Source organism: Trichococcus sp. K1Tr, from assembly GCF_028309625.1.
GTDB lineage: Bacteria > Bacillota > Bacilli > Lactobacillales > Aerococcaceae > Trichococcus.
In genome coordinates this window covers 415,598-431,646 of the sequence record NZ_JAQMHR010000001.1, presented here as the reverse complement: position 1 = coordinate 431,646, position 16,049 = coordinate 415,598, and the positions used below count along the sequence as shown (strand labels likewise).

At 47.5% G+C, this 16,049-nt stretch carries 17 protein-coding genes; 13 read left to right on the top strand and 4 right to left on the bottom strand.

All coding sequences use genetic code 11. The features are described 5' to 3' along the window. The first annotated feature begins 26 nt into the window (after window positions 1–26). The 6 genes from PH235_RS01975 (at window position 27) to PH235_RS01950 (ending at window position 5,436) form a co-directional block, all read left to right on the top strand. Window positions 27–635, top strand: a complete 609-nt coding sequence (locus PH235_RS01975) for a superoxide dismutase (protein WP_272160788.1) — start codon at window positions 27–29, stop codon at window positions 633–635. Window positions 636–847: 212 nt separating this feature from the next. After that, the gene (locus tag PH235_RS01970; protein WP_272160787.1) at window positions 848–1,303 is read left to right on the top strand and encodes a MarR family winged helix-turn-helix transcriptional regulator; all 456 of its coding nucleotides are present in this window, start codon (window positions 848–850) and stop codon (window positions 1,301–1,303) included. 87 nt (window positions 1,304–1,390) lie between these two features. Beyond that, window positions 1,391–2,482: an ABC transporter permease gene (locus PH235_RS01965; RefSeq protein ID WP_272160786.1), complete on the top strand. Its 1,092-nt coding sequence runs from the start codon at window positions 1,391–1,393 to the stop codon at window positions 2,480–2,482. A gap of 10 nt (window positions 2,483–2,492) precedes the next feature. After that, window positions 2,493–3,170: an ABC transporter ATP-binding protein gene (locus PH235_RS01960; RefSeq protein ID WP_272160785.1), complete on the top strand. Its 678-nt coding sequence runs from the start codon at window positions 2,493–2,495 to the stop codon at window positions 3,168–3,170. A gap of 35 nt (window positions 3,171–3,205) precedes the next feature. Beyond that, window positions 3,206–3,604, top strand: coding sequence for a DUF2177 family protein (locus PH235_RS01955; RefSeq protein WP_272160784.1), 399 nt, complete (start codon window positions 3,206–3,208; stop codon window positions 3,602–3,604). A 38-nt stretch (window positions 3,605–3,642) separates the two neighbouring features. Further along, window positions 3,643–5,436, top strand: coding sequence for a DAK2 domain-containing protein (locus tag PH235_RS01950; RefSeq protein ID WP_272160783.1), 1,794 nt, complete (start codon window positions 3,643–3,645; stop codon window positions 5,434–5,436). Between the two features lie 73 nt (window positions 5,437–5,509). On the opposite strand, the gene PH235_RS01945 is transcribed toward PH235_RS01950, so the two are convergent. Then, window positions 5,510–8,164, bottom strand: coding sequence for a YfhO family protein (locus PH235_RS01945; RefSeq protein WP_272160782.1), 2,655 nt, complete (start codon window positions 8,162–8,164; stop codon window positions 5,510–5,512). A gap of 263 nt (window positions 8,165–8,427) precedes the next feature. Between PH235_RS01945 and PH235_RS01940 the strand changes: the two genes are divergently transcribed. Beyond that, window positions 8,428–10,476, top strand: a complete 2,049-nt coding sequence (locus PH235_RS01940) for a peptidoglycan D,D-transpeptidase FtsI family protein (RefSeq protein WP_272160781.1) — start codon at window positions 8,428–8,430, stop codon at window positions 10,474–10,476. A 115-nt stretch (window positions 10,477–10,591) separates the two neighbouring features. Here PH235_RS01940 and PH235_RS01935 read toward each other — a convergent pair whose 3' ends face one another. Next, window positions 10,592–11,098 carry a hypothetical protein gene (locus PH235_RS01935; protein ID WP_272160780.1) on the bottom strand — a complete coding sequence of 169 codons (507 nt, stop codon included), beginning with the start codon at window positions 11,096–11,098 and terminating at the stop codon, window positions 10,592–10,594. A 13-nt stretch (window positions 11,099–11,111) separates the two neighbouring features. Further along, entirely contained in the window at window positions 11,112–11,477 is a 366-nt protein-coding gene (locus tag PH235_RS01930) for a DUF6115 domain-containing protein (protein WP_443080831.1), read from the bottom strand. 220 nt (window positions 11,478–11,697) lie between these two features. Between PH235_RS01930 and rpmG the strand changes: the two genes are divergently transcribed. From rpmG to PH235_RS01900, 6 genes are all read left to right on the top strand, one after another. Further along, window positions 11,698–11,847, top strand: a complete 150-nt coding sequence (gene rpmG, locus PH235_RS01925) for a 50S ribosomal protein L33 (protein ID WP_068560829.1) — start codon at window positions 11,698–11,700, stop codon at window positions 11,845–11,847. 102 nt (window positions 11,848–11,949) lie between these two features. Then, window positions 11,950–12,495 (top strand): 5-formyltetrahydrofolate cyclo-ligase, encoded by a 546-nt coding sequence (locus tag PH235_RS01920; protein WP_272160778.1) that lies wholly within the window; start codon window positions 11,950–11,952, stop codon window positions 12,493–12,495. Between the two features lie 35 nt (window positions 12,496–12,530). Further along, a complete protein-coding gene (locus PH235_RS01915; RefSeq protein ID WP_272160777.1) occupies window positions 12,531–13,229 on the top strand; it encodes a rhomboid family intramembrane serine protease in 699 nt (232 codons plus the stop codon). Window positions 13,230–13,258: 29 nt separating this feature from the next. Then, on the top strand, window positions 13,259–14,227 hold the full coding sequence (locus tag PH235_RS01910) for an ROK family glucokinase (protein ID WP_272160776.1): 969 nt from the start codon (window positions 13,259–13,261) through the stop codon (window positions 14,225–14,227). Window positions 14,228–14,275: 48 nt separating this feature from the next. Continuing rightward, window positions 14,276–15,364, top strand: coding sequence for a hypothetical protein (locus PH235_RS01905; protein WP_272160775.1), 1,089 nt, complete (start codon window positions 14,276–14,278; stop codon window positions 15,362–15,364). A 49-nt stretch (window positions 15,365–15,413) separates the two neighbouring features. Beyond that, complete coding sequence (locus PH235_RS01900; protein ID WP_443080822.1) at window positions 15,414–15,848, top strand: rhodanese-like domain-containing protein; 435 nt, start codon at window positions 15,414–15,416, stop codon at window positions 15,846–15,848. 64 nt (window positions 15,849–15,912) lie between these two features. Here PH235_RS01900 and PH235_RS01895 read toward each other — a convergent pair whose 3' ends face one another. Continuing rightward, a complete protein-coding gene (locus PH235_RS01895) occupies window positions 15,913–16,047 on the bottom strand; it encodes a DUF4044 domain-containing protein (protein ID WP_272160774.1) in 135 nt (44 codons plus the stop codon). Window positions 16,048–16,049: the final 2 nt, after the last annotated feature.

Below are 16,049 nucleotides of genomic sequence, written 5' to 3'. Positions count from 1 at the left end.
CTAAACTATTTTAGGAGGAATTTAACATGGCTTTTACATTACCAGCATTACCTTACGCGTACGACGCTTTGACACCATATATCGATGAGGAAACGATGCATTTGCATCATGAGAAACACCACAACGCTTACATCACAAACGTGAACGCAGCATTGGAGAAACACCCTGAGTTGGCTGAAAAAACGATTGAGGAATTATTGGCTGACTTGAACAGCGTTCCGGAGGACATCCGTACGGCTGTCCGCAACAACGGCGGCGGACATGCAAACCACAGCTTATTCTGGACAGTTTTGGCGCCTAATGCAGGCGGAGAACCTACAGGAGCTGTCAAGGACGGAATTGAAGAAGCATTCGGCAGTTTTGATGCCATGAAAGAAAAATTCTCTGCAGCTGCTGCAGGCCGTTTCGGATCCGGATGGGCTTGGCTGGTAGTTTCCGATGGTAAATTGGAAATCACCTCCACACCAAACCAAGATTCGCCGATCAGCGAAGGCAAAACGCCGATTTTGGGCCTTGACGTATGGGAACACGCTTATTACTTGAACTACAAGAACGTGCGTCCTGAGTACATCAAAGCATTCTGGAACCTTGTGAACTGGGATGAAGTCAACAGCCGTTTAGCCGCCGCAAAATAAGCAATAAAGTTATTGCAATCCACTTAAAGGATTCAGGGCACCCGCTCTGAGTCCTTTTTTTTATGCTATCGTAATATTGTTATTTCGGGATTTTTTCAGTTTGCGGCACTTCCAAGTGCGATTGTTTTACTTTCCAGATTCTATCGCTTAATATATATCTTGTAAGATGTATATTGATTATTGAAGTAAATTCGGAAAGGAGGCAGTTTCGGATGGATGAATCTATTTTTGAAAGGCCGCTTGAGGATCAGCTTTGTTTCGAGGTCTATCGGGCTGCAAATGGTTTCGGCAAAATGTATAACCGTGCATTGAAAGATTTCCATTTGACATTCCCGCAGTACCTCGTTTTGCTCGCTCTATGGGATGAGGACAATACATTGATCAAACACATCGGGGAACGCTTAGGGATGGGGATCGGAACGTTGAACCCAATATTGAACCGTCTTGAGAAACAGGGTTGGCTCACGAAGGAACCGTCCCTTTTGGATAAGCGCGCTACAATCGTTTCATTGAGTGAAAAAGGCGTCACTTCAAAGAAGGCGATCAATTTGGCGATTTTGTCCGAAGTGAATGCCTGCAACCTTGAGGGCATCGATGGCTTGTTTTTGATGAAGCAGTTGAAAATACTGAACAGCGCGATGAAACAAGGAGATACCGGTGCGAGCTAGGACTGGACAGACATCCTATTTGAGGGATCAATCTATTTTTTTGTCAACGATGGATAAAATAACAGAAGAAATGAAGGAGTTGCAAAAATGTTCTTAGCTTGGAAAGAAATTAAGCATGCAAAAACAAGGTTTTCGCTGATCATCGGCGTCATGGTGCTGGTGTCCTACTTGGTGTTCTTTTTGGTGGGTCTTGCCTATGGTTTGGCCCAGGACAACCGGACCAGCGTAGATAAATGGGATGCTGACGGCATCATTCTGACGGACGAATCGAATACAAACATCAACATGTCGATGCTTCCGAAAGGCGCAATCGATGAGGTTGCGGCGGATGAGGCTGCAGTAATCGGAATAGCACCGAGTGTCGTCAACAAAAAAGGAACATCAGGTGATGATGCCAAAATCGATACGACTTTCTTCGGAATCGAAGCGGATCAATTCCTGATGCCTGAAGTGGTCGAAGGGGATTCGTTCCAAAACGATGATGAGGTCGTCGCCGACATCAGCCTGAAGGAAGAAGAGGGCATCGAATTGGGCGATATCCTGCAGCTTGCGGGGTCCGACAAAGAAGTGACGGTTGTCGGGTTTACGGAAGATGCCAGATTCAGCGTCGCACCCGTGCTTTACACAACGGTCAGTTCCTATCAGGAAGTCCGCTTCGAGCAAATCGACGAATCGGATGAAGGGCGCGTCAGTGCCATTGTCGTAAGGGACAATGGAGATGCCATCGCAGAAGTGGACACTGGAAGTGCGGACTTGAAAATCTATTCGATAGCGGACTACATCAGTGAAATTCCGGGCTACACTGCGCAAGTGTTGACGTTCGGACTGATGATCGGCTTTCTGATCGTCATCGCTGCCGTCGTGATCGGCATCTTCATCTATGTGCTGACTATGCAGAAAACCAGCATGTTCGGTGTGATGAAAGCGCAAGGGATTTCGAGTGGCTATATCGCAAAATCTGTAGTTATCCAAACGTTTTTATTGGCCGCTATCGGAGTAGGCATCGGGTTATTGTTGACGGGCGCAACGGCAATGGTGTTGCCGGCAGCCGTCCCTTACCAAACGAACCTGAATTTCCTTGTGATCATTGCGGCTTTGTTGGTCATCATGGCTATGGTCGGCGGCGCATTTTCAGTAAGGGCAGTAGTCAAAATCGATCCATTGAAAGCAATCGGATAGGAGTGAGCATATGAAATTAATCGAATTGATAGACGTATCCCGTTCATTCGGGGAAGGCGAATTAAGGATCGACGCATTGAAATCGACCAATCTTGCTGTTGAAGCCGGAGAATTTGTTGCAATCATCGGGCCGAGTGGATCGGGTAAAAGTACATTTTTGACCATTACGGGTGGTTTGCAGACCCCTTCCGAAGGGCGGGTGCTGATAAACGGCAATCCATTCAGTGATGTGAGCGAGAAAAAACGGGCAAAATTGCGGTTCGAGGAAATCGGCTTCATACTCCAAGCCTCCAATCTGGTCCCGTTTCTGACTGTCCAGGATCAGCTTCACTTGGCCAATAAAGTCGAACGCAGCAAAGTGGACAAACAAAAACGGGATGACTTATTGAAAGAATTGGGTATCTTCGAATTGAAAAACAAATTTCCGAGTGACCTCTCCGGCGGCCAGCGGCAACGAGTTGCCATCGCCCGCGCCCTCTACCATGACCCTGCTGTCATTCTTGCGGATGAACCGACTGCCAGTCTGGATACGCAAAAAGCATTCGAAGTGGTGGAGATCTTGGCGAGGGAAACAAAGATGAAGAAAAAGGCTACGATCATGGTGACACATGATGAGCGTTTGATAGACTATTGTGATAAAGTTTATGTAATGAAAGACGGCATTTTGACGGAAAGAGTCGGAAGCTGAAACCATAACGGATTACGGAAAGGGAGGAATAAATGATGGACAGCATCAAATTGTATTTCCTGACATTTTTTGTGTTCTTTTTAGTGGATATTGTCTGGCTGGGAGTTTTATCCAAAAATATTTACAGCAAATATTTGGGCCACCTCATGGCTCCGACCGTCAACTGGGTGGCGGCGCTGATTTTTTATCTATTGTTCATAGGCGGCCTCGTGTTTTTTGTGATTCATCCGGCCCTTTTGAAGGAAAGCCTGCAATATGCCATTTTGGCTGGCGGCTTTTTCGGATTGATTGCGTATGCGACGTATGACTTGACCAATCTGGCCACTTTGAAAGATTGGCCGATCATGATCACAGTGATTGATTTGGCTTGGGGGACTTTCTTGAATGCGGCAACTGCCGGCATCACGTATGTTGCGGCACAAAGATTTTTGTGAGCAACCAAATAAGCCTAAGAGCGGACGGGGGAAGACCAATGGACATTTCAAAATTGGACAGCGAAAAGCTTTACTATTCTTTTGTGTCGGGCGCACAGGAGGTCATAAAAAACAAAAACAGCCTGAACGAAATCAATGTGTTTCCGGTCGCTGACGGGGATACCGGCAGCAACCTATCTTCAACCATGCATGCGATCATCTTGGAGGCGAAAATTTCCGGATCCGTAAAGGAAACGATGAACAGCATAGCCGATGCCGCTTTGACTGGGGCCAGGGGAAACTCCGGCATCATCATTGCCCAATACATCAACGGGATCTTTCTCAGCCTGCTGGATGAGGAGACGATAACTATCCCTTCGTTTGCGGAAACGGTCAAAAATGCGGTTCCTTATGCCTATCAGGCCATTTCCGAGCCGGTGGAAGGGACAATCATCACCGTCATCCGGGAATGGGCGGATGCGGTCTACAGCCATAAAGACCTTTCGGCTAATTTCTCCGAATTGTTCTCAAAATCGCTGATTACGGCCAACAAATCTTTGGAAGCGACGACATCCCGCTTGAAAGTGCTCCAGGATTCCAAAGTCGTCGATTCCGGCGCAAAAGGATTTGTCTATTTTCTGCAAGGATTTGCGACTTTTTTGCGCACCGGAAAGGTGGACATGGAAGTCAGCGCTGAACCGGAAGATCTTTCTTTCAATGAGGAATTGATCCACAGCCAAGGCGAGATCCACCATCGCTACTGTACCGAAGCGCTGTTGTCAGGGGATGCGCTTGATCTGGAAGCATTGAAGGCGGAACTGGCACTCTACGGGGATTCCTTGATTGTGGCAGGCAACAACCACAAAGCCAGAATCCATATCCACGCCAATGCGCCGGAGCAAGTATTCCAGGTTTTGCGCAAAAAAGGCATCATCTTGCAGCAGAAGGCGGACGATATGATCAGGCAGAACGAATCCGCCTTTGACCGGAAATACGACACTGCATTGATCACGGACTCGATAGCGGACATTCCGCAGGCAATGCTCGATCACTATCAAGTGCATATGTTGCCGCTCAACCTGAATTTTGACAACACCTCCTATCTCGATAAGGTGACGATGACGCCGGAACTTTTCTATCCTTTGTTGGAAGAAGCCATCGAATACCCGAAAAGTTCACAACCGAATCCGATTGTTGTCGAGAAATATCTTGAAACGGTGCTCTCCCATTACGACAAAGTCATCATTTTGACTGTCGCAAAAGAGCAGAGCGGAACCAACAGCGTGTTCCAGAATGCCGTCTCGAAAAAACTGCACGAAGGCAAAAAAATCGCCGTGATCGATTCGAAGCGGAATTCGGGTGCGGAAGGGTTGCTTGTCATGAAAGCGGCGGAAATGATCGCGGCGGAAACGCCATTTGATGAAATCGTCGGAGCGATTGAACACTTGCGGAACCGGACAAATATCTTCGTCAGCGTGAACAACTTGAAATACATGGTGAGATCCGGGCGGTTAAGTAAAGTTTCCGGGATCGCGGCGATGACAATCAATCTCAAACCGGTCGTATCCATCGATGCAGAAGGCAAAGGGTCGATAGCCGAGAAGGCGTTCAGCGAAAAAGGGAATGAAAAGAAGCTGTTCCGATTGCTGGAAAAAGTGAATGTACAGGAGAAGATTTCGAGATATGCGATTGTGCATGCCAATAATCCCGAAAAAGCTGAAGCATATCGGAAGCGCAGCGTCGCCTTGCTCGGCAAGGAACCGGAGTACATCATGAACATTTCTACAATCGTCGGAATGAGTGCCGGTGTCGGCACTGTGGCGATTTCTTATATGTGTGAAGAGGAATCATGAGATTTTTCCCATGGTTCCCTAAATAACGAAAAAATGAGAAGAGCGGCCGGGATTTTGCTCCCAGCCGTTCTTCTCATTTCTTTTTGCGATATTTTCTCAATAATAAGGCGCCAACGATTGAAACCCCGCTGATGGACAAGCCGGTCATCAGATAAGGGGTGCGGTACGTCAATGCGAGGGCATGTTTGCCTGCGCTGATCGGCACCGCCAGCAAGCCGTTCAGAGCGGTGGTTGTTTCTGCAGTTGCCCCATCGATCGTCACCTCCCAGCCTTCGCTGTAGGGGATCGTCGTCAACAATATTTCATCTTCAGCCTCGATCGTGACCGAACCTGTGATGTGCGTCTGGCTGAACGAGGTGATCGTCATGCCTTCCGCTTGTCGCGCTGAAATGGTTTCCTCGAACAGAGCTTTGTTCAATTCGTAAAGTTTCAGGTCCTGTACCCGTATCGAGTCCTCGAGCAGTTCGATTGTGAAAGTGACGTTTTCACCCTGCTGGTTGCTTGCGATGTTGATGACCTGATCGTTGCGATAGGTCGTATAGTAATCCAGCTTCACATTATTCACATAAAGGTTTGCGTCATCGTCGTCGATGCCGGCATCCAGAATCAGATAATAAGGATTGTCGCTGGCAGGGGTGAACTGGAATTCGATCCTTGAGATTGCCCCATCCACAGACCGATAGTAGGTTGTGTTCTGCGCATCATCGGCAGCGGATGTCACATTCTGGAAGACGTTGGAATCGAACGGACGCAATGAAAAATATGGCTCGATGCTTTCCTGATTGTTGAAGGCGTCCAAAAGCTGTTCCTGCATCAATATGGGCTGATCCTCGATCAACTCGAGATCCAATACACTTGCGGAAACCCCGAATGCCAATGACAACGCGTATGGATTTTCAAAGGTGGTCGTTCGGTCGGTCTCGGAATAAGGGTTGTATTGGATCAAATCCGGGCGGGTGGAGTTGCGTTTCAACCGGTACACGCCGTCATTGAGGTCATAAAATGTTTCCGGCAACTTCTTGTCCTGGATGAAGTATTTCACACCGAAAAGCGCATCCGTAAACAAAGTCCCGGTTGAGTAAACGATAAACCCGTTACCGTCCGGAAAGCCCAATGATCCGAACAAGGCGGGAATCTCTTTTTCGAAAGTGGAGCTGAAATGATTGATTCCTGCATAATTGGCTTGGAAGCTGTCGTTTTTGGAGCGTTGGAACGTTTTTTCGATCCGGTAGAAAGTGTCTTCGGGTGTGCGCACATCCGCCAGCATCGTATTCAGATTCGTTTGATAATCGGAAAATTCGTCCTGCTTGACGTAGCCCAACCGAAACAGGTCGATGGCTGCATTTGCCGTCATCTCTGCAGTGACCACGAAAAGCAAAGCGTAGGTCAGCCATTTTCGGGGCTGGTCCCTGAGCATCAGCAACACCAGGACAAGGACAGAAATGACTGCACTGATCAATACTTGGACAGGCTCCAGAAATTCAAAATCCTTTTTCAGCACATAGATGGCAGTGGCTGCATTGGCGATCAAAAGACAGCAGGCCAGCGAAAAGGGAAAAGGACGATAGGAACGCAACGCCCGAAAACCGTTCAGCAGGAAAAAGAAACAAACGGTGAACGAAAAACGGTAAGGGTACCAGATCGGGTATTGTCCGGCATGCCAAATTTTATTCAGAAACTGTACGTTCATTGCCAGAAAAAAGAGGGCGGTCAGCGCAAATGAGGTGAACCGTTCTTTTTTTGAGAAGGCGGGATGAAAAAAATAATAGATGTACGCAGTCAGAGCGACAGTGCCGATAAAGAGATTGGGATGTCCGCTGGGCATCTGCTCAAAATTGAACGCTCCGACATAAAACTTCGAAACGACTTCGAAAGGATCATAGGCGAAACTCCAATCGATCAGGTTGTTGGCATAGCTTGCCTTGCTTCCCAAGAGCGAATAAAAGGTGGGCAGCAGCAGGACGGCGGCAAAACCGGCCCCCAGAAAGGAATAACCGGTGAATCGGCCTGATTGGGTGAAGAAGTGCTTCAGCTGCGCCTTCAGGTTGCTCGGGCCGACAACTTCTAGTCTGGAAAATGCGAAAAGGTAATAGAAGACCAAGAAAACACAAATCATGAATCCGATGTAATAATTGGAAATCAGCATCACTCCGAGAAATAAGCTGTAGTACAGACCGCTTTCACCCGACAGCAGTTTCTCCAAACCAAGAATGATCAGAGGCAGGAAAACGATCCCGTCCAGCCACATGACGTTCAATTGATTGACGATGACGTAACCCATCAAGGCATAGCTCACTGCGAAAGATGGAACCAATAAGCCTTTGCCTTCGAACCGGGAAATCAACAGATGAGCAAAAGTCAGTCCTGACGCCGAAACCTTCATCAGGATCAAGATGGTCACCGCCAAGGGCAACTGAGACTGCGGGAAAAGCAGAAAAATGAGATTAAACGGACTCATCAGATAGTAAGCCCAAAGCCCCAGCATCTCGCCGCCGAATGATTTTGTGAACGAAAAGAAAAGGGCGGAAGGATCGGACAATAAGGTAGTGCGGTAATAACTGAAAAAATCCACATATTGCTGGCCGAGATCGACCGTCAGCAATGTGCTGTTGCCGAAAGGATAAACGCCCATGGTGGCATAAATGACCATCATCACAAAAAAGGGCAGTAAGAACGAAAGGAAAAGCATATTTTTTTGCGGGGATAGGGTTGTGAAACGCTTCAGCATGCTGCACATTCCTCCTTAATATGAAATTTTTGTGGCGTTCCTGCAGAGTTGCCTGACAATGAGTGAACGCTCTGGATAGTTGAAGCTAAAATTTCACAAGTGCTTCTGCTATTTTAGCATATCCCGCTGGTTTTATGAAGAATCCGAGGTTGTCTGGGCGCATCCAACAAAGGCACATCTTTAAATATTTATTGCGTCGTTTGTAATGCATGCTTTTTTTGCTATAATAGGTTGTCGAACTATGGTTTTAGGAAGGTGTAAAATTGGAAGATAATACCCAAAGCAAAAGAAAGAGAAAATCGCATATCCCATTTCGCTTGAACCTGCTCTTTTTTATCGTGTTCTCGCTGTTTTCTGCGGTGATATTCCGGTTGGGATACCTGCAGATCGTTCGCGGAGATGAATTCGAAGCCATCGTGAAACGCACAGAAACGACACTTGTGACGGAATCAGTGCCGCGCGGTTTGATATATGACAGAGACGGCAACATCCTTGTAGGCAATGAACCGCAACATTCCATAACCTACACCAGAGGAGCAAACACGACGGCCAAGGAAATGGCGAAGGTCGCCTCTTCCTTGGCTGGTCTGATAAACGTCAGCAGTGATGAACTGACAGAGCGCGATCTGAAGGATTACTGGATAGCCGTAAACAACGAAGTCATGCTGGAGCGTCTGTCGGATGATGAAAAGTTGTTGCCGGGTTCCGACTTGTATGAAGTAGAGCTCGCAAAAATAACGGCGGAAGATATCGCCTATTCGGATGAAGAAAAAGAAATTGCCGCTATTTTCAAGCGGATGAACAGCGCGTATGCCTTGTCGACCACCAGCATAAAAAATAAGGATGTCTCGGATGGAGAATTGGCACAGGTGAGCGAAAATCTGTCTGGTTTGTCCGGAGTCGATGTCGCCACGGATTGGGTCAGGATTTATCCGGAATCCGACTTGCTGAAGAGTATTTTGGGTGGGGTGACCAGCGAGAAAATCGGTTTGCCGAGCGACAAAGTCGCCACCTATTTGGCAAAAGGGTACGCCAGAAACGACCGCGTCGGAAACTCCTATTTGGAGCAAGAATACGAATCGGTGCTCTCAGGCACGAAATCACAATGGGAAACAATCACGGATCAATCAGGCGAGGTTGTGACGCGGGAGGAATCCTACGAAGGAAAAGCCGGGGATAACCTGGTTTTGACCATCGATATTGATTTTCAGAAGGAAATCGAACAGATCGCGACGGATTTCCTGAACAGCAATGTCGATCCTTATAACGATCGGATTTACATAGTGGCATCGGATCCGAATACAGGTGAAATTCTGGGCATGACCGGGAAGCAAATTTCGACATCCAATGAAATTGTGGATGATGCATTGGGCGTCATCAATTCCAGTTACGGGATGGGTTCGGCTGTGAAGGGCGCGATGGTGCTGACAGGATACATGAGCGGTGTCATCAGCACGGACAACAATGTCCTCGTCGATGAACCGCTGCAATTCCAAGGTTCAAATCTGAAAAAATCAGTTTTCAACCCGACCGTCGGCAACCAAGTGGCCATAAACGACATCGAGGCGTTAGCCCGCTCATCGAACGTTTACATGATCAAATTGGCGATGCTGATGGGGGGACAATCATCCTATGAATCGGGAGGCACCTTGAATATTTCCGCAGATCTGATCGACGAACTGCGCAGCTACTTTGCCCAGTTCGGGTTGGGTGTGAAGACGGGGATCGACTTGCCGAACGAAGGTAGCGGACTGACCGGGTTCAGTCAAGGAGCAGTAAACGTAATCGACCAATCATTTGGACAGTACGATCTTTACACGACCCTGCAATTGTCGCAATACGTCAATACCATTGCCAACGGCGGCACCCGCTACGCTCCCCAACTGGTTTCGGAAATCCGGAGCACGGATGCGAACGGATCGCTGGGAGCCTTGGAAACGACACTGGAGACTAAAGTAATGAATCAGGTCGACGTCGACGCGGAAGCGATGGAGCGTGTCCAACAAGGATTTTACCAAGTAACCCACAGCGCGACCGGAACCGCATATTCGACCTTCGGGAAGGACTCGAACAACGTTGCCGCCAAGACAGGTACGGCAGAGGCTTTCTATGACGGCAACAATGACAATCTGAAGGGTGAAAGTGTCTTCAACTCCACCTTCGTCGGTTATGCGCCATTCGACAATCCGGAAATCACCGTAACCGTTGTGGTCCCTTATCTCAGATCGGAAACGGGTCGGGCTACACCGATAGCCAAGAAAGTTTTTGATGCCTACTTCAATACAGGGGATTACGCAACGCCAGCGGAATAACCGGCCAGCTCGGAAGCACCATCGGCTGACGGCTTCCAAATGGACACAAAGAAGGTGCCGGAACAAGGAAATTGCAATCCTTGTTCCGGCACCTTCTTTTTTGCAGGCTGGGTCATTATTCCAGTGTGATCATATCGGCGATGACTTCATAGCCCATGTCCTGGGACAATTGGTACTCACCGATATTTATTTTCGTGACAAGATTCCGGTCGTTCAGGTACTGTTCAAAGACAGCCCGATCGGTAATGAGTCCCGCACTGACCAGATTGTCGATGACGACGGACGTCGGTTGTCCGGAAGTGATGACAAACGTGACGGGTGTGTTCGCGGCAGGGACAGCTGAACTTTCGGCGATGTCCGCTGTTTCCGCAGGAGCACTGGAGGCCACTGCAGCTCCCTCGGCAGGAGCGCTGCTTGTTGTTGCTTCATTCAGTTGCTTCTGCAACTCCAATTCCGCCAATGTACTTTCATATTTCTCTTGATAATCCGTTGAATCGGCAGTTGCTTCTCCGTTGAAGGTGCTGCCAGGTAGTGCTTCCGGGTAGAAGAGCTGGAAGCCGGCCAACAGAACGGCAGACAACAAAAAACCGATGGATATAAAACGAAGCTTTTGTTTGTTCACTTTATTTTCTCCTCTATACGATTGATTGCTCTATGTAGTTATCGACAACGAGTTGCACGGTGGTGATAGGGACGGACAGTTGCTCTGCAATCTCATCAAACGTTCTTCCGCTTGTATACAAAGTGATGATGTGTTGCTTAGTCAGATTGTGTACTTTTTTGACGGTCTGCGAATCTTCGGAAACGGGTGCTTCTTTTCCCAATTCTTCCTCCACAGCGATGAGTCGTTGCTTCAATTCATGGATTTCTTCCGTTAATTGTAATGTGTATTCACTCATCTCATCGGCGAATTTGCGATCATTATCCTTAACGAAAAATGATGCAAACAGCAATATGATTGCGATTGTCAGTAAGACAATCACGATGGTCCATTGTTCCATCTTTGTCACCTCAATTCTTCTTTTTGACGCCTGATAACATTCTAATGAAATTCGCTTGTTTCTGCAACCTTATCTGGGATTTTATTGGCTTAAAGCTCAAAAAATTGGACTTGCGCAGAAGTTGTTCAAAAAAAAGTGGCATAATTTTTCCATAAGTGATACAATGAGAAACGCAGAAGATGATTCGATCTTCAATTTTTTTATGTTTGGAGGGAAGAATATGCGGTTAAATATTACATTGGAATGTACGGAGTGTAAAGAACGTAATTACTTATCAAAGAAAAACAAACGTAACAACCCGGACCGTCTTGAAGTGAAAAAATATTGTCCACGTGAAAGACGCGTGACTTTGCATCGTGAAACAAAATAATTAAAACGACAACAGGATATCCTGTTGTTTTTTTATTTTATCCGGAAGGATATTTTACAGAGTAGAAACGGCGTGCGGGAGACCGCTTAAGGAGGGCTTCTGATGAAAGAACAAATAAGAAAAGAGATGCTGGGGAGATTGAGGGATTTGCCGTCGCAAGATCGGATCCGGATGGAGCAAGAGTTGACGACAGCAGTCTGCAACAGCGACGAGTGGCATGCCGCAAAGACAGTCGGAGTCACCTGGTCCAATTTTCCGGAAATCGATACGCATAAAATCATCCAAACGGGGCTTGAAGAAGGCAAGCGGATGGTCGTTCCCTATTCCGGCAAGGACCGCGTGATGACTTTTCATGAATACTTGCCGGATACTGCCATGTCAAGGAGCAAATTCGGCATCATGGAACCTGTCGACAAGCGTAATCCGGTCCCGCCTGAAGCAATCGATCTGCTGCTTGTCCCCGGATTGGCGTTTTCGGAAACGGGTTACCGCGTAGGGTTCGGCGGCGGCTATTATGACCGCTATCTGGCTGCATACAATGGGCACACCTTGTCGGTGCTTTTCCCATTCCAATTGTTCAAGGATCCTCATTGGGAAATCGAAGCATTTGATGTGCCAGTCCAAAAGTTGTTGACGACAGCATTCTAGTATAAAATAGGATAATAATGGAAGGGAGTGTCACGATGCGGGCATATAATACCAAAAGATCCTATTTACCGGATCAGTTCTCTGTAACACACTTGTTCTTGGCCATTCAGATCGTCATTTTCCTGCTGATGACCGTGAACGGGGGAAGCACCAACGTACTGACGCTTATCCTGTTCGGCGCCAAATTCAACCCAGCCATCGCGCAAGGGGAATGGTGGCGTTTGATTGCGCCCATGTTCATCCATATAGGCTTCACGCACATTCTGGTGAACAGCATCACCCTGTATTATTTGGGTACGCAGATGGAGATTCTCTATGGCTCTTTGCGTTTTGCGCTGATTTATCTCCTGAGTGGCTTGATGGGGAACCTCATGAGTTTCGCCTTCAATGATTCGATTTCAGCCGGCGCAAGTACCTCCCTATTTGGGTTGTTTGCCGCAGCCATCGTTCTGGGCCGTCAGTTTCCGCACAACGCTGGGATCCAGTTAATGGCCAGGAATTTTACGATGCTGATTTTCCTGAATTTCTTCTTCGGATTTTTTTCCTCAGCAGTCGATAATTTCGGGCATCTTGGAGGGGCACTGGGAGGGGCGCTTTCGGCCGTGTTCATCGCGATGCCGCGCACAGCCAAAAGCAAAAATGGGCTTAGGCTTCTTTTTCTGGTCATTTATTTTGTGAGCGCTATATTCTTTGCTTATTTGGGTTTAATGCGGACCGGTTTTGCGTTATACTAGATACAAATTGAACAATTGGAGGCAATGACGTGTATAAAAAATTTATCGGTATTGATTTAGGCGGCACTTCAGTGAAATTGGCTATTTTAACAGCAGAAGGCGTTATCCAGCAAAAATGGAGCATCCCTACGAACATAAATGATGAGGGGACACACATCGTACCTGATATCATAGCTTCGATCAAACATCATCTGGATCTCTACCAAATGACTGCTGAGGACTTTCAGGCGATCGGCATGGGATCGCCGGGAGCGGTGGACCGTGAAGCGGGTACCGTCGAGGGGGCCTTCAACCTGAACTGGAAAACGCCGCAGCCTGTGCGTGAAGCGATCGTGCGGGAAATCGGCATCCCTATTTTTATTGATAATGATGCAAACGTTGCCGCACTTGGGGAAAAATGGCGAGGCGCCGGTGCGGATGATCGCGACGTCGTATTTGTGACACTTGGCACAGGTGTCGGCGGGGGAATCATTGCGGAGGGTAATCTTATCCATGGTACTGCAGGTTCCGGCGGCGAAATTGGCCATATGACTGTCGAGCCGGGCGGATTTGATTGTACGTGCGGGAAGAAAGGCTGTTTGGAGACTGTTGCCAGCGCGACAGGCGTCGTCAAATTGGCCCGTAAACATGCGGAAGAATATGCCGGCAACTCGCAGCTCAAATTCATCATCGACGACGGCCAGGAGATCACTTCAAAAATGATTTTTGATTTGGCGAAAGAAGGAGACGAGTTGGCAGTTCTTGTAGTCGATCGCGCTGCCTATTATCTTGGTTTGGCCTGCAGCCATATCGGCAATCTTTTGAATCCGGCTTATATCGTCATCGGTGGCGGTGTATCCGCAGCCGGGGAATACCTTTTGGAGCAAGTGAGAACCTATTTTGCTGAATTCTCATTCCCGAACGTCAAGAAAACTACGCATATCAAATTAGCCGCACTTGGAAATGATGCCGGAATAGTTGGAGCAGCTTATCTTGCACTGACGGAGATCAGCAAATAGAGCCTGAACATTTTCGGGAAAAGAAAATGCGGGAGGATGGAGGGTGGCATGGGGAAAAGAGGACTAGCATGGTTTATTCTCTCACTCTCAAGTGTTCTGATTCTGGCAGCCTGTACCCAACGGTTGACATATCCCGACCAGCCTGACGCAAATGAGCCGGATCCTTCCTCCGGCAGCAGCCTTTCAACGATTTCCAAGGATGAATTCCTTTATGCTGTGGGCTGGCTGGACGACAAAACTATTCTTGTCGCATTGGAATCAAATGGAGAAAACGGTTTGTACAGCCATGACCTACTCACGGGGGAAGAACAGCTGATCCGGGCTTTTTCAGACCGGCTTGTTTTTGCTGCGCTTTCCGCAAACGGCCAGCGGATGCTGGTCCAGGTCGCAACGCAACAAGGAAATAACATTATGGTGATCGACAAGTCAGGGAAATCGCTTGCCGATTTTCATTTTTCCGAAGGGCTTGTGTCGGGCGTTTCCTGGAATCCGACCAACGAAGGCAAGTTGTTTGTTTCCGTCCATAAAACAGCGGGTAGCCTGGTAAATTACCTTTGGGATTTGTCTTCCAATGAGGCATGGATAGAATTATCGATCACTGAAGAAATGCCGGTTTGGTATTCAGAAAACATGTACCTCCACAAAAAAACTGGGACTGATGGCGCTTCTGTGCTGATATTGAGTGACATTCGATTTCCCGGCAAAGATACGGTCATCGAACAGGAAATACTCGCTTACGGACTGGAAGGCGAAACCGTATGGGTAGTGACCCCTTCAAATTTCAACGAGGAAGAGTTGCTTGTCATTTCCTACTATCCGCTTCTGATTACCCAAGGCTATGTTACCCTGCCGCGCATCCCCGATGGAACCGGACTTGTCATCCCGGAATTTACAAAAGGGAATGACTCGGATGAAACGTTTGCTGTCCTCCCGAAACAGGAGCCGGAGAGCGTTGCCGGCATCAGTTTCGAACTTGCAAAGGTCGATTTTTCCGCCAACGCTTCAGAAGTGCTGACTGAAGTCGAGCGAATGGATCCGATTTCGGCATCGCCGGATGGGACCTACGTGCTTTACGGAAAGCGTTATGAGTATCTGTACGATGTGGAACGCAAGGGCTGGATACAATTGACGGAATAGAAAAAAAGTCGTTAAAACGCTAGCAATGCGCCTTCCACAAGTGTAAAATATGAGAGCAAGAGTATGGAAAGGGTGGATTTATTTGAATTTAACTGGAATTGATATTTTTAATATCGCATTATGGATATTCATCATCGGATATGCCATTTATCAAGCTTATTTTTATTTCCAAAGAAAGAATGCGGCGACGACGCTGACTGCAGAGGAGTTCAGAAAAGACCTGCGTAAAGCGCAATTGATCGATGTCCGTGAAAGAACAGAGTTCGATGCAGGCCACATATTGGGAGCGAGAAATATCGCTTATTCTGCTTTCAAACAGCGCTACCAAGAAATCCGCAAAGATCAACCGATTTATCTGTATGATCAAAATTCCATGTTGAGCGGACGCTGCGCCGCGATTTTGAAAAAAAATGGCTACAAAAACATTTTCATCCTGAAGGGCGGCTATGCCGGCTGGGACGGAAAAGTCAAAAAAGGCATCTGAGTCATGCAAAAAAGGTTCCCGGAATCAGCTAGTGGATTCCGGGAACCTTTTTGAATGGCGTTTCTTAAATATTTATGAACAAGGAGTACAAGACTGAAAGAATCGTTCCGCCGACCATGGCCAGCAACATGATCCAGATGATGAATTTACTGAATTTATTGAATTTTGAAGAGGTAGCGCCAGTTTTCTTTATCAACATTA